Genomic DNA, 23,197 nt, shown 5'->3' with positions numbered 1-23,197 from the left:
GCAAGAAGGACACACCTGTTCCCATGCCGAACACAGAAGTTAAGCTTCTTAGCGCCGATTGTAGTGAAGGGTTGCCCTTTGTGAGAGTAGGACGTCGCCATGCTGGTTATTCCGGCATAGCTCAGTTGGTAGTAGCGCATGACTGTTAATCATGATGTCGTAGGTTCGAGTCCTACTGCCGGAGTAAAAAAAAAGATAGTCAACAGACTATCTTTTTTTTATCATTAGTTAATGAAAATATGGATAAAACATACCAAGGATATTGACATTCAATTACTTTTTCGGTATGCTATTACTTGTGTTAAATAACTAAATGCCGCCTTAGCTCAGTTGGTAGAGCACCACCATGGTAAGGTGGGGGTCGCCGGTTCAAGCCCGGCAGGTGGCTTTAAAAAACGTTATTCCTATTTGTTAGGAATAACGTTTTTTTTGATTGATGCTCAGATTCTAAATAACAGCAATTCCCCTTCTTAGAAGCGAACGTGGGAATTTGTAATGGTTGAATAAATGGATTGAATGATGCTCATTTGTAGTTGATTGTCTTTTTGATTGGACATAAGAATAACAGCAGTCGCTGCCTTTTTGTCAAAAAGAGCTAGCGTTTGTTGATTGGCGATTTCTCCTCTTGAACGATAATAAGTTGGATGGACATAGAGACCACCCGCATATACTTCATGATTGAGTGGTTGATACAGTTCTGTTGATATGTTTTGGGAAAAGAAGGTTCCCTTTGTCAATCCTCTGTAGTACCAATACAAGTCTCCAACTGACATATCAATATTTCCTGTCCCGATTTCCCGTGCGTAAATGCTTAGTGGCGGGTGTGTTACTTTTGCGTAGTCTTTTTGATTGATGATTTGGTAAGAAGTAGTGTGATCTGCTCGTTGGAACCAATCAACATAATTATTTGTGTGATGCAAGCCACCTTTATCTAAGAGATTTTCTTTGATAGTCTTCCAGTAAGATTGTTTAGTAAGTTGTTCAATGATGCCTGCCAATAAATTATAATTAATCGGTGCATAATGAAACGTACCTGTTTTGGTTCCATAGGCTTGTTGGATGTATTCATCCATAATAAAACGTTCATTGGTTGAATCATCGGGTAATGAGCGGATTGTTAAGCCGCTGACCATATTAAGCATCTGCTTTATAGTAATTTGTTCACTACCTGAAATATTGGGGAAAAAATCAGTTAGCTTTGTTTGAAAAGTGAGTTTCTTTTCTTCAATAAGTTGTGCGATAATTGCCGCTGTCATACTTTTTTGGATGGATCCAATTTGAAAATGAGAGTGGACTGTATTTTTTTGTAGTTTTGCCTTGTTACTGTATCCATAACCTTTTTCTAGAATAATTTGATTATCTTTTACAATTAAGGCTGTTCCAGTAAATCGTTTCTTTTCTAAAAGAGAATCAAAAGCGCCTGCTGTTTTTGGTACGAGCGTTGTTTTTTGTAGATTTGAATAGCTGCTTGCCGTTAATGGTTGGGTTATTATTCTTGCTGGTTCTCTGCTCGTTTTTATTTGCGTTGTTTTTGTGTGCTCTAAAATTTGGACAGTAACTACACAAGAGATAGTTAGCAGAGCAATACAACTAATTGCGTAAAAATAAATTTTCCGTTTTTTTTTCTGTTGTAGACGTCTTTTTTTGCGTGAAATCATACCGATCTTCCTCTCTATGTTGATTGTAATGAGAAACGAGCAATCGGCAAGCGAAATGAAAAATTATTTGAAGAAAATTAATTATTTTAAAAAATTTTATTGCTTTCTATGGAGCTTATTGTTATATTATTAATGTAATATTCCGGCATAGCTCAGTTGGTAGTAGCGCATGACTGTTAATCATGATGTCGTAGGTTCGAGTCCTACTGCCGGAGTAAGCATCCTTTGATGGGTGCTTTTTTTTGTGCTTAAAATAGGAGAGTTGTCATTCGAGGATGCTAGTAGTAAAATAGTGGTTATATTAAAGGAGGATTTTTAAATGGGTGAAATAACAAAAGAAATGACAGCAGCTTCACTTGCTGATTTTGAATCAAATCGTAAACAACTTGCCGTTCAACGTGCCGTGGTGAAAAATGGTATTTTGGAGTCCGCAGAAAATGTTCGATCACATACTGAGAATGTTCCCGTCTTTTCTATTGATTTACATACAGGAGAGGTAGCTAATCAAAAACAATCAGGTAGATGTTGGATGTTTGCAGCATTGAATACCTTTCGTCATAAATTATTAAATAATTTTCAATTAAAGGAATTCGAATTATCTCAAAGTTATACCTTTTTCTGGGACAAATATGAAAAATCAAATTATTTCTATGAAAATATTTTAGCAACTGCTAAGGAAGAAGTAACAAGCCGCAAAGTTGCCTTTTTATTGCAAGTTCCTCAACAAGATGGTGGGCAATGGGATATGATTGTCTCCATTTTCCAAAAATACGGAGTTGTCCCTCAATATGTGATGCCAGAAAGTGAAAGCTCTAGTAATTCGCGCGCATTGAATACGCAATTGAATAAAAAACTTCGTAAGGATGCAATGATTTTGCGCCAATTGGTTGCAGCTGGAAAAGATGAGGCAACGATTCAAGCAACGAAGGCAAAAATGCTACAAGAAGTCTATAACTTTCTTGCCATCTCTCTTGGAACGCCACCAGAAACGTTTGATTTCGAGTACCGAGATGAAAATAAGGAATACCACATTGATCGTCAATTAACACCTCATACATTCTATGAAAAATACATTGGTGTGGATTTAGATAATTATGTGAGCATCATTAATGCCCCAACTGCTGATAAACCATTTAATAAGTCTTACACTGTGGAAATGTTGGGTAACGTTGTAGGTGGTAAGGAAGTAAAATATTTGAACGTTGATATGACAACCTTCAAGAAATTAGCCATTGCTCAAATGGAACAAGGCGAAACGGTTTGGTTTGGTTGTGATGTGGGTCAGTCTTCCACTCGGGATACCGGGATTATGGCTACAGATATTTACGACTTAAATGATTTATTTGATATTGATTTCCATATGACCAAAGCAGAACGTCTGGATTTTGGAGAAAGTTTAATGACTCATGCGATGGTTCTAACTGGTGTTGATATTGTTGATGGGCAATCAACAAAGTGGAAAGTAGAGAATAGTTGGGGAAAAGAAGTCGGAACCAAGGGATTTTTCGTAGCAAGTGACGCTTGGATGGACGAATATACCTATCAAATTGTTGTTCGTAAAGACTTCTTAACTGAAGAACAATTAGCTGCATTTAATGAAGCGCCGACTGTCTTAGCACCATGGGATCCAATGGGCGCGTTAGCATAATAGAAAAAAAGACCGGTAGCATAACTGATTTTGAAAAATTTAGCCAACAACTTGGAAGATAGTTATTCTTTTCCAACTGTTGGCTTTTCCTATAATAAAATCATTGGAAAAGGTCAGTTTGTTCGTGCATCTAGGAGGAAAAAAAGTGGCAAAAGAATTTAGTCGTCAGCATGAAGTTGTCTACTACGAATGCGATGTGAATGGTCATATGACCATACCAACAATGATTCGTTTAGCAATCCATGTTTCTGAAACTCAAAGTGAGGAATTAAATCGAGGTGCTGACTTTGTCCATCAATTTGGTGTGACATGGATTTTGACGAATTATCATATCCGTCTTACAGCACTGCCGAGAGTTTGCGAACAAATTACAATTACGACGAAAGCGGAGGAATACAACAAATACTTTTGTTACCGGACATTTTGGATTCGGAATGAAGCGGGTGAAGAATTAGTAAAGATTCAAGCTGTTTTCGCTTTAATGAAAATCGAAACAAGAAAGTTAAGTCGTGTTACAGAAGAAATTATTGCCCCTTTTGAAAGTCAAAAAATAACTCAGATTAAACGGTTTGGCCAATTGGAAAAAATTGAGGCAGGGGAAAGTTTGCCTTATCGCGTAAGGTTTAACGATATAGACAGCAATCACCATGTCAACAATGCTGTCTATTTCGATTGGTTGCTGGATGTATTGGGCTATGATTTTTTAACGACTTATGTTCCTAAGACAATTACGATTCGTTACGATCGAGAAGTGGAATATGGCAATGAAATAGCAAGCGTTGTTGAAAAAGTTTATGGGAAAGCAGACCAACTGCATACGCGTCACGCTATTTTATTGGATGACCAAATGTGTTGTGAGGCATTGATTGAATGGGGAAAACTAAGTGAGTAACGGTTCACTTAGTTTTCTAAAAATTGACGAAATGCGGTAGCGGAGAGTTGAGCGTGTTTGCCAATTAGCAATTTGATTCGGGCTTTTTGACTGTTAATGGTTTTACAAAAAATGATGCCCATTTTTTCAAGTTCAACACCGCCTCCTTCATAAGAATACACGGGCTCGGCCACTCCATTGAAACAACGCGAGACCAAGAGTAGAGGAACCTTCTTTTCTAATAGTTTTTGCAAGGCAGGTAGAGTTTCCGGTGGCAGATTTCCTGCACCCAATGCTTCAATCACCAAACCATCAATCGGCATCTGGGCTAAAACATCAAAAAAATCACCTTTCATACCAGCGTAAGCTTTAACAATGGGCACTAACCCATCCATGTTGTCGACGTCGTGCCGTTCTGTATCAAGCAATGTGAGCATATACAAAATTTGATGCTTGGTAATGATACCAATTGGCCCCAGAGTGGGGGTTCGGAAGGTAGCAACATTGGTTGTGTGTGTTTTTGTTACATAGCGAGCGGTGTGAATTTCATCATTTAATACGACGAGGACCCCTTTATTTATTGAATCAGGGCATTCCGCTACTCGTAAGGCATTGGAAAAGTTATACAGCCCATCGCTACCCAATTCATTACTGGAACGCATCGCCCCCGTTAACACAATGGGCATCAAATTCCCAATTGTTGTATCTAAGAAAAAGGCGGTCTCTTCTAGTGTGTCGGTTCCATGAGTAATCACAACACTATCAATTCCTTCTTGCTTTGCACGTTGGATGCGCCGTTTGAGTTGGAGCATATGGTCCAATGTGATGTGGGGACTGGGTAATTGAAAAAAATCTTCCACAATAATTTTCGGATGATGAGAAGAGGTATAGGTGGCATTTAGTAAGGGATTTTTTTTGTCAGGGGATACTTTGCCGAAAGGATCTTCTTTCATCGCAATTGTTCCGCCTGTATGTAAAACAAGAATTGTTTTCATCGTAAGTCTCCTTTTTTGCAACTGTGATTGCATTATACTGAAGGAGGAATTGAAGTACAAGCAAAAAATACTTCATTAAAAAAAGGAGGTTTCGAAGTGATACGGATTGGGTGCACTGGTTTTCATGAGCATGGCTCCTTAAATGGAAAATCGAAGCTGACTTTATATGAATACGCACAATATTTCCCAATTGTTGAATTGGATACGAGTTTTTATTTTATTCCCCAAGAAGCACATGTTCAAAAATGGTTGGGAGAGATTCCATCTAATTTCCAATTTGTGTTAAAATTACCAGGACTATTCACCACGCATCAAACGTTAGCGGATGATGAGTCTTTTGAAAGCGTAACCGAAACGTTTCGTTCGCGAATTGCACCAATTATGGAACAGCAGCGACTCTATTGTTTGCTAGCTCAGTTTCCTGCGAGTTTTACTTGTACCAAAGAGCATGTAGATTATTTAAGAGCGTTAAAAAGTTGGTTTCCGGAACAAATCATCGCTATTGAGTTTCGTCATGCAAGTTGGTATGATACAGCTATTATAGAAAAGATGCATGCATTTATGGAGACGTATCAGTATTCGCTTGTTATCGTCGATGAACCAAAGAAATTAGCCACGACTGTCCCTTTGGATTTTTTCATCACGAATCCTCAAGCGGTCTTGATTCGCTTACATGGTCGCAATGATGCAGGATGGATTCATACTGGTCCGGATGCACGGGCCTACCGCACCCTTTATAATTATTCTGATAAAGAACTGAAGGAATTTGCCGTTGGTGTGAAAAAATGTCAAAAGCAAGCACAAGAAATGGCCGTGATTTTTAACAATAATTCTGGCGGCCATGCAGCATTAAATGCAAAGACACTCCAATCTTTATTGGGGATTGATTATCAAGGATTGCATCCAAATCAAATAGACTTATTCGAATAAGGGAAGGGAAAGAGGCTGGATGATTCAAGCGGTTTTTTTTGATATTGACGGGACATTGTTAACCAGGCAAGGGACGATTCGCAAATCAACAGTGGCGTCTATCCAAGAGCTTCAATCCCAAGGGATACTGTGTGGGCTAGCTACTGGACGAGCCCCCTTTAAATTACCGCATGCCTTAAAGACGCTCCCATTCGATGTGACAATCTCATTCAATGGTGCCTTGATTTTCGTTCATGATCAAGTCATCAGTGAGCATCATTTTTCCAAAGATGCGTTGGAACAAATGGCCCATTTTTTTGATCAGCATCACCGACAAGCTCTTTTTTATACTAAGGATACTCAGTTTGGGAGCTTTACCATTCGGTTCGGTCATTCGTACTACATCGCGAAACTGTTGACGTTATTGCCAGATTGGATTCCAACGAATACGTTGCGGTATCTGTTGCAGAAATGGAGCCCGAATCGTAAGAAAAACCGCTACAAAGATTTGGTGAAGCGAGCAGATTGTTTTCATCAATGTGTATTATTTTGTTCGGAAAAGGAAACGGAGTATATCAAAGAACAGCTACCTAGTTGTGATGTTGTTCGCTCAAATCGCTTTGCGGTGGATATTATTCCCAAAGGCGTGAATAAAAAAGCTGGACTAGACGTTTTTGCCAAACAAACTCAGATGCAGCTAGCAGATTTTATGGTTTTTGGGGACCATCTTAACGATAGTCAGATGATCCAAGCGGCTGGAGTTGGGGTTGCAATGGGGAACGCACGACCAGAGGTAAAAAAAGTCGCAGATTACGTGACAGGTTCCCATCAACGCAATGGCATTCGCGATGCCCTTATTCACTTTCAGTTGGTAACAGATAAGAAAAAAAGTCGCGCTTCTGATTAATCTTTCTCTTTTAAAGAAAGACAAGTCAGAAGCGCGTTTGTTTTTGAAAAAGCTAGAGAGACTAATCAAAAAAGGTATAATACAAGGTGCGAATCGCTAGCTTTTCTTGTTCCTTATGTATGCCAAACATAATACTCACTTCCGATGAACCTTGGTTGATCATTTCCAAGTTGATTTGTTTTCTAGCAAGCGCAGCAGTGCTATCAGCGGTAATACCCACACGGTGCTTCATGCCTTCGCCAACAACGACAACCATGGATAAATCATGCGTAATGCGTAATTCATCTGGATCAATTTCATAGGCGATTCGACGCAAAAGCTCTTCCTCTAATTCAGGATTTAATTGACGTGCTCGGATGATAATTGAAATATCATCAATCCCAGATGGCATGTGTTCATAGTTTAAGTTAAATTCTTGAAAAATTTTCAGTACGCGTAAGGTAAAACCTACTTCGCGGTTCATCAGATATTTGCTAATATAAATCATGCTAAATCCTTCGTCACTGGCAATCCCGACAACCGGTTGCTCATTGGTTGAATGCTCATTGGTAATAATCGTTCCAGGGCTAGAAGGATTGTTGGTATTTTTAATCACAACTGGAATATGTGCTTTGAAAGAGGGCATCAAGGCTTCCTCATGAAAAACACCAAAGCCCGAGTAGGCTAATTCTCGCATTTCGCGGTACGTTAATTCTTTAATCAGCACAGGATTGTGTACATAACCAGGATTGGCAACAAAAATGCCATCAACATCGGTAAAATTCTCATACAGGTCTGCTTTTACTCCAGCAGCAACAATCGCACCTGTAATATCTGATCCACCTCGCGAAAAGGTACAGACTTCCCCCGTTTTTGTTATACCAAAAAAACCAGGAATAACGAGTATATCTTCGGCATCATGCCAGCGATGAAGATTGGGATAGGCTTCCGGTAAAATTTGCGCATTCTTCGGTTCTTCACTGACAATCATTCCAAGGTCAGCAGGGCTAACATATCGTGCGGATATTCCTTGACTTTTTAAAACGCCGGCAATTAATCGCGCATTATTGTCTTCACCACTCGCCAAGACACGATCGTAAAAATAAGGTGTCGATGGATCGGCATTTTCAGCTAATGCACGCAAATGTTGACGAATTTGTGCCAAAATATTCGCATCTACCTGGAAAAAAGAACCAATTTCTTCGTATCGTTGAAAAATAGTCTGAAGAAGTTCTTCATATTCTTTTTTTTGTACAATGGCGTCGTGAAAGGCAATTAAGAGATCGGTCACCTTGATGTCGTCTTTAGACCGTTTACCGGGTGCTGAAACAACGACAAAGCGTCGATCGGAATCATCTTGAATAATATTTACGACTTTTTGAACTTGCTGGGCAGATGCAAGGGAACTGCCACCAAATTTTGCAACTTTCATTCCTTATTCAACCTCTATTTACTATTTTTTTTAATAGCGTACAGGTTTAAACCAAAGAAATCAAGTATTGAATGAAAATATGCCGAAAAAATAATGAGAAAATTACTAGAAAACGAAATTTTATTTTTTTCTGAATGATTAGTGAATGGCCAAATGGTTTGTGTTATAATTTACAGTAGATGTCTAAATCAAGGGAAATAGTCTGAAACTTAGATAAATGAACAAGCAAAAAATACTTTAAAGACAGAATAATGTTGGGAAAAATGGAGGAACCATCAATGGGAAGTAATGGAGTCGTCGGCTTAGTCGTAGTGATTCTTTTCGTGGTAGCGGCTTTTTATATTGTCGGTTATTATATCAGAAAAAAAAACCAAGAGGCACTTAACGGCATTGAAAAACGTAAGGAAGAATTGTTTGATTTACCTGTAATTGAGGAAATTGATGAAGTGAAGAAAATGCATTTGGTTGGTCAAAGTCAAAATACATTTCGTGAATGGAATCAAAAATGGGCGGATTTATCAACGACTTCATTTGCGGAGTTAGAAAGCCAAATTTTTGAAGTGGAAAGCTTAAATGAATCACTGAAATTCTTTAAAGGTAAGGCTGCGACTGCTGAGGCCGATGCGACATTAACTGGCATGGAAGAACAAGCTCAAGCGATTCGAAAAGGGTTAAAAGAATTAAGAGAAACAGAAGAACGCAACTCTCTTGCAGTCCAAAAAGCGTTGGATGTTTTTGAAGAGCTGAAAGTCGAGTTAAAAGAACAAGCAGAATCATTTGAACCGGCACAAGCCGAACTGCAAAAACAAGCCAAGCAAGTAGAAGATGAGTTCACCAAATTTGTCATGCTCAATACGTCAGGCGATCCCATTGAAGCACGGGAAGTATTGGAAAAAGCCGAGAGCGATACCTATGCTTTAGAAACAACGATGAAGCGAGTTCCCCCACTAGTCCAAGAATTGAAAAAACGCTTCCCTGATCAATTACAAGAACTACAAGCAGGCTACAAAAAAATGATTGAAGAAAAGTATGTTTTTCCGGAAGATCAAATTTTAACGGATATTGAGCGTGTCAATCGTAAAGTTGAAGGGAGTCTGGCTGATTTAACAAAAGTGGAATTAGACACAGTAGAGTCAACGACCAAAGACATTGCCACAGATATCGATGGGTTGTATACGGTGATGGAAAAAGAATACGATGCTCGAAAATATGTCGAAAGAAATCGAAAAATCTTGTCCGATTACATCAATCATTCAACTAGAAACAATCGCCAACTATTAATTGAATTGGATCATACGGCACAAAGCTATGCCTTGAATCATAATGAGTTAGGACAAACGCGGACATTTCAAACCGAAATTGAGGAGTTATTCCGGCGCAATGAATTGCTTGAACCCAAAATTGAGAAACATGAAGTTGCTTATTCAGAGGTCCAAAGCTTTTATAAGGATGCTTACCAAGTATTGGATGAAATTGAAAATCAACAAGTGGCCATTGATGAAGCAATTCATGAGTTACGTAAAGTTGAAAAAGAAGCTCAGGAAAAAATGGATCATTATGAATTTACCCTGCGCAATTTAAAACGTTATGTAGAGAAACAACGCTTGCCAGGTTTACCTGGTGAGTACTTAGAATACTTTTTCTTGGCGACAGATCGTGTGGAAGAACTAAGTAAGGCATTGAATAAGATTCGGATTGATATAGACGACATCAACAAAATGGTCTCTGTTTGTGATGAAGATATGGTGCAATTGACTGATCGCACCCATGATTTAGTTGATGCTGCTGCATTAACTGAACAAATCATGCAATATGCAAATCGTTATCGTCATACACATCCAGAAATAAAAGCAGCGATTGACCATAGCCTTGATTTATTTAATCAAGAGTATCGGTACCAAGATGCGCTAGATGAAATTGGGACAGCGCTTGAACGGGTGGAACCTGGAGCATTTAAACGCATTGAAGACTTTTATTTCAATCATCCAGATTTAGTTTAAAACAATGAAGGAAGTTGGTAGTCAAATATGATTGCCAACTTTTTTTCTGACTGCTGGCATCCTGCAGACTTGAAAGTAAGAACGGATGTGTTTATAATGGATAGGAATTTTAAGTAGAGGAGCAAGCAACGTGATATATTTTGACAACAGTGCAACAACAATCATTGATCCTCAAGCTTTGGATGCTTACGTCAAGACAAGCCAAAGAATTATTGGGAATCCATCGAGTCTTCACGACTTAGGAAATCAAGCCAATCGTTTATTGCAGCAAGCCAGAAAACAAATCGCACAACAGTTGCAGGTAGATGAAAAAGAAATTTATTTTACGAGTGGTGGAACGGAAGGCGATAACTGGGTAATCAAAGGGACAGCTTGGGCAAAACAAGAGTTTGGTCGACACATCATTATTTCCGGCATTGAGCACCCGGCTGTTAGTGAAGCTGCGCAACAATTAGTGAAGCAGGGATTTGAAGTCAGTGTGATTCCAGTGACATCTGCTGGGTTTATTTCTCTGTCCGAGCTAGAAAGAGCAATCCGGAAAGATACCATCTTAGTATCTGTAATGGCCGTCAACAATGAAATTGGAGCCATCCAACCTATCAAAGCCGTTAGTCAATTGTTGGAAAACTATCCGAAAATTCATTTTCATGTGGATGCCGTACAGGCCATTGCCAAGGTGCCAAAAGAAGAGTGGCTGACTCCACGTGTTGATTTTGCGACTTTTTCTGCTCACAAGTTCCATGGACCAAGAGGTGTAGGTTTTGTATTTTGGCGGCAAGGAAGAAAACTTGTTCCGCTACTTAATGGTGGTGGGCAAGAGTCCAATCAGCGAAGTAGCACGGAAAATGTTCCTGGGATTGTGGCAATGACGAAAGCCTTGCGTCTAGCAATGGAGCGTCAAGAAGCGCAACCGACCCACCTTTTCACGTTGAAGAAAACGTTACGAAATGCATTGACAAAGTATGAAAATGTCACTATTTTTTCAGCAATGGAACAATATGCACCACATATTCTTTGTTTTTCATTAAAAGGAATTCGTGGTGAGGTATTGGTACATGCTTTTGAAGAAAAGCAAATTTATCTTTCAACTACGAGTGCTTGTTCTAGCCGAAAGCATTTAACAAGTAGCACGCTCCACGCGATGAATGTACCAAATGATATGGCCACTGGAGCGGTGAGAATTAGTTTGGATGAAGCAAATACGATGGCAGAGGTGGAACAATTTTTAATTATTTTTAATCACCTATACCAAAAATTTTCAAAAATAAATGAAGGAGTTGCCAAGTGAATTATTCTGAAATCATGGTTCGATATGGCGAACTATCTACGAAAGGAAAAAATAGGAGAATGTTTATTATGCAGCTCGCTGAAAATGTTCGGCGAGCACTCGTTGATTTTCCTAAATTAAAAATCCATGCCGATCGCGATCGGATGCACCTCTTATTAAATGGGGAAGACAGTCAATTGATTATGCCAAAATTGCAAAAAATCTTTGGTATCCAAAATTTTTCGCCCAGCCTTCGTGTGGAGAAAGATGTAGAAGTATTGAAGCGAAATGTTCAGAAAATCATGCAGGCAATTTACACTGGCAATGAAACGTTTAAAATTACAGCTAAACGTAGTGATCATGATTTTTTATTGGATAGCGGTGAGTTAAATGTTGCTTTGGGGAATGCAGTGTTTGATATTTTTCCTAACATTCAGGTACAAATGAAGCATCCAGACATTAATTTGCGAGTGGAGATTCGTCGCGATGGGGCCTATTTATCCTATGAAACATTACAAGGAGCAGGAGGACTTCCAGTTGGGACGGCTGGACGTGGGATGTTGATGCTTTCAGGAGGAATTGACTCCCCTGTGGCTGGTTACTTTGCGATGAAACGAGGCGTTGAAATTGAAGCTGTTCATTTTGCAAGCCCGCCTTATACAAGTGAACAAGCCCTGCAAAAAGCCAAAGATTTAACGGGCAAACTTGCACCTTATGTCGGAAGTATCCAATTTATTGAGGTTCCTTTTACTGAAATTCAAGAAGAAATTAAACAGCATGTTCCTCAAGGGTATTGGATGACCATCACACGTCGGATGATGCTGCGCCTGACGGATATGATTCGTGATTTACGCAAGGGCTTGATTATTATTAATGGAGAGTCATTGGGTCAAGTGGCTTCGCAAACATTGCAGAGCATGGTTGCGATTAATCAGGTGACAACAACTCCTGTTATTAGACCAGTGGCAACGATGGATAAATTAGAAATCATTGAAGTAGCGCAAGAAATCGATACGTTTGAATTGGCTATCCAGCCATTTGAAGATTGCTGCACGATTTTTGCTCCACCTCAACCAAAGACGCGACCGCAATTAGAAAAAGTTCTTCAATATGAGCAACGTTTAGATTTGGAAGGATTGTTGGCACGTTCTTTAGCTGGTATAAAAGTTAGTGAAATTCGCGAAATGAATATCGAAGCAGTTCGTGAATTTGAGGATTTATTGTAATGAAAAAAAGCTTTGGCATTCATTTGTGCCAAAGCTTTTTTCTTGACTTTTGTGAAAAGAATGATTGCACTTCCAAAGATTGCGTGATACACTTTTATGTGAATAGATTAACAATTGGGGTGAAGAAATTGGAAAATCTGAAAGTAAAAAAATTACCTAAAGCAACAGCAAAAAGATTGCCGCTATATTTAAGATATTTAAAAGTATTGAACGAATCTGAAATTGTACGAATTAAATCGAAAGACTTTGCACAAATTACACAAGTGCCATCTGCTACTATTCGCCGAGATTTTTCTTATCTCGGAGAACTTGGACGGAGCGGCTATGGCTACGACGTTCCTTATCTTGTGGAAGTCTTCAGTCGTTTACTCGAAAGTAACGAAGAAAAACGGATTGCTCTTTGTGGTTTTGGTAATCTGGGCAAAGCATTGGCGAATAACAACTTCCGAAGAAATGAAAATCTAAAAATTGTTGCCGTATTTGATACCAATCCAGAAATCATTGGTCAAACAATAAATGGGTATTATGTTCACGGCATGGATGAATTAAAACAAGTCATTAAAGAGGAAGGCATTACAGTTGCTATCTCTACCGTTCCAAGTAAGTATTCCAAAGAAGCCGTCAATGCAATTATTGAGACTGGCATCACAGCAATCTTGAACTTTGCACCAAATCGCGTGAAAGTACCAAAGACTGTTCACATGCAATACATCGATTTGACAACCGAATTACAAACGCTCATTTTCTTTGATTCTTTGCAAACGAAGGCAGAAGCCGTCAAAGCATAAACATTGGTTTTTTGTTCCTATGTGCTTATACTAAAAGAGTATTAAGGAATAGGAGTGACGAATGCATGCAAATTACCCGTAAAGGACAGCTGATTGATGTCCCAGGAAAGCAACCTGAAGTAGGCGAAGTAGCACCAGCTTTTTCTTTAAAAAACTTACAAGATCAAATGGTTTCCTTAGCAAACTTAAAAGGAAATCCAACGATTCTTAGTATTATCCCTGATATTGATACCCGTGTTTGTGCCATCCAAACGAAACACTTTAATCACGAGGCGAGTCAGTTAGCAGGGATTAACTTTGCAACGATTTCAAATAATACAAAAGCAGAGCAGGCCAATTGGTGTGGTCAAGAAGGCGTTGATATGACAATGCTGCATGATCCAGAAAATACATTTGGGCAAGCGTATAACCTTTATATGCCTGAATTAGGACGTTATGCAAGATCGATTTTTGTTTTGGATCGCGAAGGGGTTATTCGCTATCGTGAAATTGTGCCAGAAATGAGTCATGAGCCAGATTATGCACGTGCCATCGCAGCAGCCAAAAGCTTAGCTTAATTGACTTTTCTCATGAGAATGTGTAAAATAAACGAAGAAAAAACGAAGATCAAGAGAAGTATTTAGTAAGCCTAATTTGAGAGAGAAAATGAGGGTGGAACATTTTCATTAGGGACTAAAGAAGGTAGCTTGGGAGTTGTCCATCTGAAGAAAGATGTAAGATGAATCGGTTCGTGACCGTTACCTCACGCTAAAGTGGTAGAGAAAACTCTACAATTTAGGTGGTACCGCGTATATTACGTCCTAATGTGTCTTTTGACATATTGGGGCTTTTTTTATCGTCAATTTTTAGTTATTTAAACTATATCGGGAGGTCTCTTTATGACAGAAAACAATCTTTCAACGAAGTATAATCCGCAAGAAGTGGAAGCAGGGCGTTACCAAAAATGGTTAGAACAAGAGTTGTTTAAACCAAGTGGTGATCAAAAAGCCAAACCGTATTCAATCGTTATCCCACCACCAAATGTGACAGGAAAATTGCACCTTGGTCATGCCTGGGACACGACGTTACAAGATATGATTATCCGCCAGAAACGGATGCAAGGATTTGACACGCTATGGTTACCTGGAATGGATCATGCGGGGATTGCAACCCAAGCCAAAGTGGAAGAAAAACTACGTGCCCAAGGAATTTCTCGTTATGATTTGGGACGCGAAAAATTTGTTGAACAAGTTTGGGAGTGGAAGGAAGAATATGCTACTCATATTCGAGAACAGTGGGCAAAGTTAGGGCTATCGCTTGACTATAGCCGTGAACGTTTCACGCTGGATGATGGCTTATCAGAAGCGGTACGCAAGGTTTTTGTGACACTGTATGAAAAAGGGCTCATTTATCGTGGCGAGTACATTATTAACTGGGACCCGCAAGCTAGAACCGCTTTATCAGATATTGAAGTCATCCATAAAGACATTGAAGGTGCATTTTACCATATGACCTATCTATTAGCGGATGGTTCGGGAGAAGTAGAGATTGCCACCACGCGACCAGAAACGATGCTTGGTGATACGGCCATTGCGGTCCATCCTGAAGATGACCGTTACCGGGATTTAATCGGGAAAAAAGTTATTTTGCCATTAGTCAATAAAGAAATTCCGATTATTGCAGATGACTATGTTGACCGTGAATTTGGAACGGGTGTAGTAAAAATCACACCCGCGCATGATCCAAATGACTTCGAGGTGGGCAATCGTCATCATCTTCCTCGCATCAATGTGATGAATGAAGATGCAACGATGAATGAATTGGCTGGCAAGTACGCTGGGATGGATCGTTTTGCAGCTAGAAAGCAGATTGTCGCGGACTTGGAAGCGGAAGGTCGATTGGTACGCATCGAAAAAATGAATCACAATGTCGGTCACTCTGAGCGGACAGGTGTGATTGTAGAACCGCGCCTATCGACACAATGGTTTGTGAAAATGCAACCTTTGGCAACGCAAGCAATGGAAAATCAAGCAACGGAAGATGCCGTTGACTTCTTCCCACCTCGATTCAATCAAACTTTTATGCGCTGGATGGAAAATGTACATGACTGGGTTATCTCACGGCAATTATGGTGGGGACACCGTATCCCGGCTTGGTATCACAATGAAACCGGTGAAGTTTACGTTGGGATGACTGCACCATCCGATGCGGAAAACTGGCATCAAGATAATGATGTATTGGATACTTGGTTTAGCTCAGCGCTATGGCCGTTTTCAACGATGGGGTGGCCGAATACGGACTCTGAGGACTTCAAACGGTACTTCCCTACAAATACACTTGTTACTGGCTATGACATTATCTTTTTCTGGGTGAGTCGTATGATTTTCCAAAGTTTGGAATTTACTGATCGTCGGCCATTTAAAAATGTTTTGATGCATGGGCTAATTCGCGATGAACAAGGTCGTAAAATGAGTAAATCATTGGGCAATGGGATTGACCCAATGGAAGTTATTGAGCAATATGGGGCAGATGCTTTACGTTGGTTCTTGTCAAATGGTTCCGCGCCGGGTCAAGACGTGCGCTTTAGTTATGAGAAAATGGATGCTGCCTGGAACTTTATCAATAAAATTTGGAATGCCTCTCGCTTCGTATTGATGAATTGTGAAGGAATGACAGTCACCGATTTACAAATTGATGGCGAAAAATCCGTTGCGGATCGTTGGATTTTGGCACGCTTAAATGAAACAATCGCAAAGGTAACGGAATTGTTTGACCGTTTCGAATTTGGAGAAGCAGGTCGCCAATTGTACAATTTCATTTGGGACGATTTTTGTGATTGGTATATTGAAATGAGTAAGGAAACCTTATATGGTGAAAACGAAACGGCTAAACAAACGAACAAAGCAGTGTTGGTGTATGTACTTGATCAAAGTTTACGTTTATTGCACCCAATCATGCCGTTTGTAACGGAGGAAATTTGGACCAAGTTACCTCATGAAGGAGATTCACTAGTGGTAGCAAGCTATCCAGTTGTGGAAAAAGCATTCGAAGATGAAACAGCCATTGTTGGCATGAATGTCTTAAAAGAATTGATTCGTTCCGTTCGAAACATCAGAGCTGAGGTGAATACACCTCTATCGAAACCAATTACCCTCCTTATTCAAACGAATGATCAAGCTGTTCAAGACTTTTTAGAACAAAACACGAATTATATTGAACGCTTCTGTAACCCTCAAGAATTGGTCATTTCACCAACTCTAAAGGCGCCAGAATTAGCGATGTCAGCAGTTTTGTCAAGGGCAACTATTTATCTACCATTGGCTGGTCTCATTAACATCGAGGAAGAAATCAGTCGCCTTGAAAAAGAGTTAGTAAAATGGCAACAAGAAGTCAAACGCGTCCAAGGAAAATTGGCTAATGAACGCTTTGTTGCCAATGCGCCGCAAGAAGTGGTTGAACAAGAACAGGCAAAAGAAAAAGATTATTTGGCAAAAGAAGTCGCCGTAACAGAACGCATTGCGCAACTAAAGACGATATAGATTGAGAATGATCATGAAACGGGGATAGGTTATCGACCTATCTTCGTTTTGATTATGGGCATTAAATGGTAAAATAAGAAACGACAATAGATATTATGGATGACATGAGGTGGAAAAATGGTAGAGACAGCAGAAGAAGCAATATTATGGATACATCAACGGAAAAAATTCGGTATTCGTCCAGGCTTAAAACGGATGGTATATTTACTTGATAAATTGGATCATCCTGAAAAAACGTTTCCTAGTATTCACATTGCTGGAACAAATGGAAAAGGATCGACTGTGAGTTTTTTAAGAGCATTGCTAGAAGAAACAGGGGAAAATGTGGGGACATTTACTTCACCTTATATAGAGTGTTTCAATGAACGTATCCAGTATAATCACCAATTCATAGAAGATGAAGCAATTGTGACGTATGTTAATCGCCTGTTACCGGTAATTACAGAAATGGATCAAGTTGAGGAAGTCAAAGGAATCACCGAATTTGAAATTTTAACAGCAATGGCATTTCTGTATTTTGCTGAGAAGAAAGTTGATATTGCAGTCATCGAGGTGGGTCTGGGTGGATTGTATGATTCGACCAATGTGATTGATCCAATGATTAGTGTGATTACCACCATCGGATTAGACCATGTCGATATCTTAGGAGACACCTTGGAAGAAATTGCTGCCCAAAAAGCTGGCATTATTAAGAAAAATCGCCCAGTCGTAACAGGCAATATCTCGCAAGAGGCCTTAGCAGTTATAAAAGAAATGACCGAACAGCAAACGGCAAAATTATACTGCTATCAAGCGGACTATCAGATCACCTATCAGCATCCAGACAAGGAGTGGGGGGAAGTTTTCACTTTTACCAATCAACAGGCGACCTTTGATCACCTTCATATTCCATTATTAGGGAAACATCAGACTGAAAATGCGGGTGTCGCAATTCAAACATTCCTGTTGTACTGCCAACAAACCGGGATTCAAGTTGATCAAAAATTGCTTAGCAGAGGGTTAAAGAAAACTTACTGGCCAGCACGAATGGAAAGAATCAAAAAGGAGCCTTTAATCGTGTTAGATGGCGCGCATAATGTGCATGCCATGACGCGGCTTGTCGAAAACATTGAACAGGAATTTTCGGATAAGACCATTCATGTATTGTTTTCAGCATTGAAAACGAAGGATGTTGAAGGGATGTTGAACAAACTATTGTCCGTGAAAAACTTAGATATCTTAGTTACGACATTTGAGTTTCCAAAAGCCATTCCTTTAACGAAAGACATCCAACAGATTGACAAGGAACGTATTTCTTTTGTTTCCTTGTGGCAGCTTGGATTGGCTGAATTATTAGAGAGAATGACCAATGAAGATGTTTTGCTCGTCACAGGTTCACTCTATTTTGTTGCACAAGTGAGAGAATTAATACACGCCATTGAGGAGGAAAAATGACAGAATTAAAGGCAATTATTTTTGATATGGATGGGCTATTAGTGGATTCCGAAACCGTATATTACGAAGGAACGCAGCAAATAGCAGATGAGTTTGGTCTTCCGTTTACAAAAGAGACCTATTTAGCTGGCTTAGGTATCTCTGATGAAGAGTTGCATCTTTTTTATCATAAATTGTATGATGACCAAATTGGCTATCAGGAAGTAGAACGCTTTATTGTTGTTAGTTATGCCCATTGTGTAACATTATTTCAAGCAGGTCGTGCGCAGTTAAAGTCAGGAGCACGCGAGCTACTGGCTTTTTGTCATGAGAAAAAAATCGCCACAGTGGTTGCTTCAAGCAACAGTCGTGAACTAATTACTTTATTACTTGAAAAAACGGGTATTTTTAATCAATTTCAAGCCATTTTTTCTGTAGAAGATGTCCATCGCGCAAAACCAGATCCAGCTCTATTTTTAGCGGCTGCTAAGCACCTTGGGTATGACAAAGAGAGCTTACTTGTTCTTGAAGATTCAAAAAACGGCTTAATTGCTGCAAATCAAGCAGGCATTCCGGTCATCATGATTCCAGACTTACTTCCAGCTCCAGCAGACGTTCCGGTACTGACGGTATTGCCTCAACTAGACTCGGTACCTGCTTTCTTACTTAAAAACTATCAATTTGGAGATGACTAACTCCTAACAATGACCAACCAATTTCGAACCTAGTTGTTCAGAAATTGGTTGGTTTGCGTATTTAGAAATGATAGAAGTAAGCAAAGGAGCAAAGAGAATCATGACAGATGCGCACAAACAATCAACGGTAAGTTTTGTAAAACCGCGTGAACGATTAGTAGAAGTTGGGGAAAGAGCCCTATCAAATCAAGAGTTACTGGCCATTATTTTGCGAACAGGGAGCAAGCCGTATACTGTTTTTGAGTTGGCTCAATTATTACTAGAGGAATTTCCAGATTTGTACACGCTAAAAGATGCTAGCTTGTCGGAGCTTCAACGGATACCCGGAGTAGGCATGATTCGATCCATTGAACTAAAGGCCGTCATGGAGTTTGGCAGACGAGTTCATTTAGCTTCGCAACCCAAATTAGGAAAAATTCAATCCAGCTATGCAGTCGCTCAACAACTCATGGAAGAAATGAAAGATTATCGGCAGGAGCATTTGCTCTGTTTGTATTTAAATACCAAAAATGAAATTATCAAAAAAGAAACCTTGTTCGTAGGTTCGTTGAATCAATCTGTCGCACATCCGAGAGAGATATTTAAAGGAGCTGTTCGGGTAAGTGCAGCGAGAATGATTCTCTCACATAATCATCCTTCAGGTAATCCACAACCTTCATCCAATGATTTACAATTTACCAAAAGAGTGAAGGAATGCGGTGAAATGATGGGAATTGAGGTTTTGGATCATCTGATTATTGGCGATGGTCAATACATTAGTTTGCGTGAGGAAGGATTTTTCCAATAGGGCTACCTATTGCAATCAGACAAACAAGCGTGTAAAATAAAGTTGTAATTTTGTTTGGGAATAGAAGTTGAAACAAATTGTATCACCTCTATCATACGCGAGCAATGTTACAATTTTATTAACATGCTTTATGCATGAGGAGGTTATTTAGAATGGAACAAGGTACAGTGAAATGGTTTAATGCTGAAAAAGGGTTTGGTTTTATTACACGCGAAGATGGCAGCGATGTATTCGTACATTTTTCTGCAATCCAAGGTGATGGATTCAAAACATTAGAAGAAGGTCAAGCAGTGACTTTTGATGTTGAAGATTCAGATCGTGGCCCTCAAGCAACAAATGTTGTAAAAGCTTAATCATTTAGTTCAATTCAAAGCACTGCTTCTATCTTTATAGAAGCAGTGCTTTTTTATGTGTGCCAGGCATGGCACTTATCTAGCTGGTGAAAGTCCAGTCGCAGGTAGTTACCACCAAGCGTAGCGAACCACAAGCCGAAGTCAGTAATGGCGGGGTGAAGGAAGTGGTGTAGCAAAACTTTGAGCCTACGAACAGAAACTTGATGAGGCTAAATGGTGGATGAGGTTGCATAACAAACCGAAGGACAAAAGGTAAACCTAAAACCAAGACAGTAAATCAAGAGGTTGTAAAGTGAAAGATAAGTGTCCTACCCTGGGAGGTCCTACGGACGTCTAAGCACGAGAGTCTTTAAAATCAGCAATCGTTGGGTGGTATAGACGAAGTGGGATGATTGTCGTTAACTTCATTTTGAACCCGATAGTTCTAGCTCGAAAGAAAAAGGAGCGACCAGGTCTAGTCAATCCGTTAACTTACTATCTAAGAGAATCGTGAATACAATACAAATGTAGCGCCGTATACGAGACCCTTACGTACGGTGCAACGGGAGGGGTATCCTATTGAATAAGATGCACCTAGTTATTAGCTGTTGATGTTGCGTTTAATATCAAGTAACAAAGAATTTTAGCAATCACACATTTTTTTGCTGGATGGCTAACTTGGACTTGCTATTAGTTAATCCTAAAAAAATGATTGTTTAAGATATTGATAAGGTTTGTAAAGTAAAGTTAATGAGTAATAGATTAGAACGAATCAGAGAGGAAGAATGCAGAATTGCGAAAGAATTATGGTCAAATTGGGCTGGGGGTTTTGATGGTAGTATCAGGAACTATAGGTGTAAGTATTAGTGTCGCAACACAAGGAATCAGCATGACGAAGATGTACACTGAGGATAGCAATATTTTTAATTTACTGACAAGTATCTTATATGTATGCTTATTGCTTGGTTGGATTCCTCAAAATACAAAAAATAGGAAGATAGTCCATCTTTTACGTTACATATCTACGGCTTGTTTAGCCTTAACTATTGTTGTTGTTTTATTGGTACTCGCACCAATGATGGGTGGATTACAGGGTTATAAAATGATGTTTTTAGAAGGTTCAATGCTATATAACCATTTTTTTAGTCCTATCTTAGCAATTGTATCCTTTATTTTTTTTTGAGCATCATGCAACGCTTGAGAAAAAATCACTCTATTTAGCATTGGTACCAACGATTCTTTATGCAGAAATCACTATCTTCTTAAATATAGTGGGAGCAGTGTCTGGTCCCTATCCATTCTTGATGGTTCGTCATCAATCAATCGGAATATCAATTTTTTGGATAACGAGTATTTTGGCAATTGCCTATACTGTAGCAAAGTTACTATTAGTTTTTAATCAAAAAAATTTGGCGCAGCTAGTAAAAAGAAAGCATATGCATCCTTCTGACAATTACTCAAAGGATTAAGAAAGTCGTAATAATTACTTCTTATGAAATAATTATTACGACTTTCTTCATTTTTTTTTCATATCTCTTTCTTATTCTGAAAGAGAAAGAAATGAGAAAAAGCAAAAAGACAGAAGGAGTGAAGTCATGATTGAGATAAAGAATCTTGTCAAAAAATATGGCAGTCATATTGCTTTGGATCATGTAAGTTTTTCAATTGAAAAAGGGAAAATTTATGGCTTATTGGGTGCCAATGGTGCCGGTAAGTCAACCACGATGAACATCATTACTGGGTATATTGGTGCAACATCGGGAAGTGTGGAAATTGATGGCTTGGATAGTTTAGCACATCCAGAAGAGGTAAAGAAAAAAATTGGTTATCTACCAGAAATTCCACCATTATACTTAGACATGAAAGTGGAAGAATACCTTCATTTTTGTGCGGAATTAAAAGAAGTACCAAAAGAAGGAAGAAAACATCATGTTAATGAAATGATTGAAAAGGTAAAATTGCAGTCTGTCCGCAATCGCTTAATCAAAAATTTGTCGAAAGGGTATCGGCAACGGGTAGGATTAGCGCAAGCATTGATTGGTTGGCCAGAAATTTTGATTCTCGATGAGCCGACTGTGGGTTTAGATCCAAAACAAATTATTGAAATTCGTCAATTGATTCGCGAATTTTCCAAAGAGCGAACGGTCATTTTCAGTTCCCATATTTTGGCAGAAGTACAAGAATTATGTGATGATATTTTGATTATTTCAAAAGGAAAACTAATCGTCAATGAAACAAAAGAAGAACTTGAACGAAGCGGTCACACATCCATCATTTTAAAATTGGAAGTCAAAGGGACACCGCAAGAAGTCGAAGATGTGATGGAGCGTGAGTTTTCTCAGTTGACGTATCAATTAACTGAAACAGCAAAAAAATCCTGTAAACTGTCAGTCACCGTCTCCAATGAAAATGATGAACGGGAGACATTTTTCTTTGCATTTACGAATGCCAAGCTTCCTATTTTAGAGATGCATCAATCCACTGCGAATTTGGAAGAAGTCTTTTTAGAAATTATGCAAGAAACACCTTCTGATAAGCTAGTCAATGAATCAGAGGAGGAACAAAACGCATGATTGCAATATATAAAAGAGAATTAAAATCTTATACTTTTACCATGATAGGAAGCGTATTTTTAGCTTTTTTACTTGCATTTGTTGGCATTTATTTTATGACAAATTGCAAGTACAAGTTAGCCACCTAGCGAAATAAAGCATGTTATTGATAAAGCTTCGTGCTGATTGACATTGAGCGTGGTGTGTTAGTCTGAACTGG

Annotated in this window: 20 protein-coding genes, 3 tRNA genes, 1 rRNA gene and 1 other annotated feature; of the genes, 21 read left to right on the top strand and 3 right to left on the bottom strand. The window is 39.1% G+C overall.

Annotation, left to right across the window (positions count from 1 at the left end):
• The 3 genes from rrf to ACFSR0_RS03310 form a co-directional block, all read left to right on the top strand.
• A 5S ribosomal RNA gene (gene rrf, locus ACFSR0_RS03320) occupies positions 1 to 103 on the top strand; the annotation flags it as partial.
• 7 nt (positions 104 to 110) lie between these two features.
• Positions 111 to 184, top strand: a tRNA-Asn gene (locus ACFSR0_RS03315).
• Between the two features lie 131 nt (positions 185 to 315).
• Positions 316 to 388: transfer RNA gene (locus tag ACFSR0_RS03310), tRNA-Thr, on the top strand.
• Between the two features lie 82 nt (positions 389 to 470).
• Here ACFSR0_RS03310 and ACFSR0_RS03305 read toward each other — a convergent pair.
• Entirely contained in the window at positions 471 to 1,658 is a 1,188-nt protein-coding gene (locus ACFSR0_RS03305; RefSeq protein ID WP_379979886.1) for a serine hydrolase domain-containing protein, read from the bottom strand.
• 141 nt (positions 1,659 to 1,799) lie between these two features.
• Between ACFSR0_RS03305 and ACFSR0_RS03300 the strand changes: the two genes are divergently transcribed.
• The 3 genes from ACFSR0_RS03300 (at position 1,800) to ACFSR0_RS03290 (ending at position 4,198) form a co-directional block, all read left to right on the top strand.
• A tRNA-Asn gene (locus ACFSR0_RS03300) sits at positions 1,800 to 1,873 on the top strand.
• 104 nt (positions 1,874 to 1,977) lie between these two features.
• Positions 1,978 to 3,306, top strand: coding sequence for a C1 family peptidase (locus ACFSR0_RS03295; RefSeq protein ID WP_379979884.1), 1,329 nt, complete (start codon positions 1,978 to 1,980; stop codon positions 3,304 to 3,306).
• Positions 3,307 to 3,451: 145 nt separating this feature from the next.
• Entirely contained in the window at positions 3,452 to 4,198 is a 747-nt protein-coding gene (locus ACFSR0_RS03290; RefSeq protein ID WP_379979882.1) for an acyl-ACP thioesterase domain-containing protein, read from the top strand.
• Between the two features lie 8 nt (positions 4,199 to 4,206).
• Here the strand turns inward: ACFSR0_RS03290 and ACFSR0_RS03285 are convergent, their stop codons facing one another.
• On the bottom strand, positions 4,207 to 5,172 hold the full coding sequence (locus ACFSR0_RS03285) for an asparaginase (protein ID WP_379979880.1): 966 nt from the start codon (positions 5,170 to 5,172) through the stop codon (positions 4,207 to 4,209).
• A 96-nt stretch (positions 5,173 to 5,268) separates the two neighbouring features.
• On the opposite strand from ACFSR0_RS03285, the gene ACFSR0_RS03280 reads away from it, so the two are divergent.
• Positions 5,269 to 6,102, top strand: a complete 834-nt coding sequence (locus ACFSR0_RS03280; RefSeq protein WP_379979878.1) for a DUF72 domain-containing protein — start codon at positions 5,269 to 5,271, stop codon at positions 6,100 to 6,102.
• A 19-nt stretch (positions 6,103 to 6,121) separates the two neighbouring features.
• Entirely contained in the window at positions 6,122 to 6,988 is an 867-nt protein-coding gene (locus ACFSR0_RS03275) for a Cof-type HAD-IIB family hydrolase (protein ID WP_379979876.1), read from the top strand.
• A gap of 61 nt (positions 6,989 to 7,049) precedes the next feature.
• Here the strand turns inward: ACFSR0_RS03275 and ACFSR0_RS03270 are convergent, their stop codons facing one another.
• Complete coding sequence (locus ACFSR0_RS03270) at positions 7,050 to 8,399, bottom strand: aspartate kinase (protein ID WP_379979874.1); 1,350 nt, start codon at positions 8,397 to 8,399, stop codon at positions 7,050 to 7,052.
• Positions 8,400 to 8,677: 278 nt separating this feature from the next.
• Between ACFSR0_RS03270 and ACFSR0_RS03265 the strand changes: the two genes are divergently transcribed.
• The 13 genes from ACFSR0_RS03265 to ACFSR0_RS03205 all read left to right on the top strand — a co-directional run bounded on the left by ACFSR0_RS03265 (position 8,678) and on the right by ACFSR0_RS03205 (position 22,998).
• Entirely contained in the window at positions 8,678 to 10,399 is a 1,722-nt protein-coding gene (locus tag ACFSR0_RS03265) for a septation ring formation regulator EzrA (protein WP_379979872.1), read from the top strand.
• 130 nt (positions 10,400 to 10,529) lie between these two features.
• Complete coding sequence (locus tag ACFSR0_RS03260; protein WP_379979870.1) at positions 10,530 to 11,687, top strand: cysteine desulfurase family protein; 1,158 nt, start codon at positions 10,530 to 10,532, stop codon at positions 11,685 to 11,687.
• Complete coding sequence (gene thiI, locus ACFSR0_RS03255; protein ID WP_379979868.1) at positions 11,684 to 12,892, top strand: tRNA uracil 4-sulfurtransferase ThiI; 1,209 nt, start codon at positions 11,684 to 11,686, stop codon at positions 12,890 to 12,892. Before ACFSR0_RS03260 ends, thiI begins: the two co-directional genes overlap by 4 nt.
• A gap of 128 nt (positions 12,893 to 13,020) precedes the next feature.
• Entirely contained in the window at positions 13,021 to 13,680 is a 660-nt protein-coding gene (locus ACFSR0_RS03250) for a redox-sensing transcriptional repressor Rex (RefSeq protein WP_379979866.1), read from the top strand.
• A gap of 65 nt (positions 13,681 to 13,745) precedes the next feature.
• Positions 13,746 to 14,237: a thiol peroxidase gene (gene tpx / locus ACFSR0_RS03245; protein ID WP_379979864.1), complete on the top strand. Its 492-nt coding sequence runs from the start codon at positions 13,746 to 13,748 to the stop codon at positions 14,235 to 14,237.
• A gap of 36 nt (positions 14,238 to 14,273) precedes the next feature.
• Positions 14,274 to 14,486 (top strand) — a binding site (T-box leader).
• Positions 14,487 to 14,558: 72 nt separating this feature from the next.
• Positions 14,559 to 17,198: a valine--tRNA ligase gene (locus tag ACFSR0_RS03240; RefSeq protein WP_379979862.1), complete on the top strand. Its 2,640-nt coding sequence runs from the start codon at positions 14,559 to 14,561 to the stop codon at positions 17,196 to 17,198.
• A gap of 117 nt (positions 17,199 to 17,315) precedes the next feature.
• Entirely contained in the window at positions 17,316 to 18,632 is a 1,317-nt protein-coding gene (locus ACFSR0_RS03235) for a bifunctional folylpolyglutamate synthase/dihydrofolate synthase (RefSeq protein WP_379979860.1), read from the top strand.
• Complete coding sequence (locus ACFSR0_RS03230) at positions 18,629 to 19,306, top strand: HAD family hydrolase (protein WP_379979858.1); 678 nt, start codon at positions 18,629 to 18,631, stop codon at positions 19,304 to 19,306. Before ACFSR0_RS03235 ends, ACFSR0_RS03230 begins: the two co-directional genes overlap by 4 nt.
• 100 nt (positions 19,307 to 19,406) lie before the next feature.
• On the top strand, positions 19,407 to 20,093 hold the full coding sequence (radC, locus tag ACFSR0_RS03225) for a RadC family protein (RefSeq protein ID WP_379979856.1): 687 nt from the start codon (positions 19,407 to 19,409) through the stop codon (positions 20,091 to 20,093).
• A 152-nt stretch (positions 20,094 to 20,245) separates the two neighbouring features.
• Positions 20,246 to 20,446 carry a cold-shock protein gene (locus ACFSR0_RS03220; RefSeq protein ID WP_379979854.1) on the top strand — a complete coding sequence of 67 codons (201 nt, stop codon included), beginning with the start codon at positions 20,246 to 20,248 and terminating at the stop codon, positions 20,444 to 20,446.
• Positions 20,447 to 21,218: 772 nt separating this feature from the next.
• A complete protein-coding gene (locus ACFSR0_RS03215) occupies positions 21,219 to 21,608 on the top strand; it encodes a hypothetical protein (RefSeq protein ID WP_379979852.1) in 390 nt (129 codons plus the stop codon).
• 97 nt (positions 21,609 to 21,705) lie between these two features.
• Complete coding sequence (locus tag ACFSR0_RS03210) at positions 21,706 to 21,894, top strand: hypothetical protein (protein WP_379979850.1); 189 nt, start codon at positions 21,706 to 21,708, stop codon at positions 21,892 to 21,894.
• A gap of 126 nt (positions 21,895 to 22,020) precedes the next feature.
• Positions 22,021 to 22,998, top strand: a complete 978-nt coding sequence (locus ACFSR0_RS03205; RefSeq protein WP_379979848.1) for an ABC transporter ATP-binding protein — start codon at positions 22,021 to 22,023, stop codon at positions 22,996 to 22,998.
• Positions 22,999 to 23,197 lie beyond the last annotated feature (199 nt).

Source organism: Enterococcus camelliae, assembly GCF_042685105.1.
In the GTDB taxonomy this organism is placed as follows: Bacteria; Bacillota; Bacilli; order Lactobacillales; family Enterococcaceae; genus Enterococcus_G; species Enterococcus_G camelliae.
The sequence above is the reverse complement of the archived record's forward strand: the minus strand, read 5'-3'. Positions and strand labels throughout refer to the sequence as shown.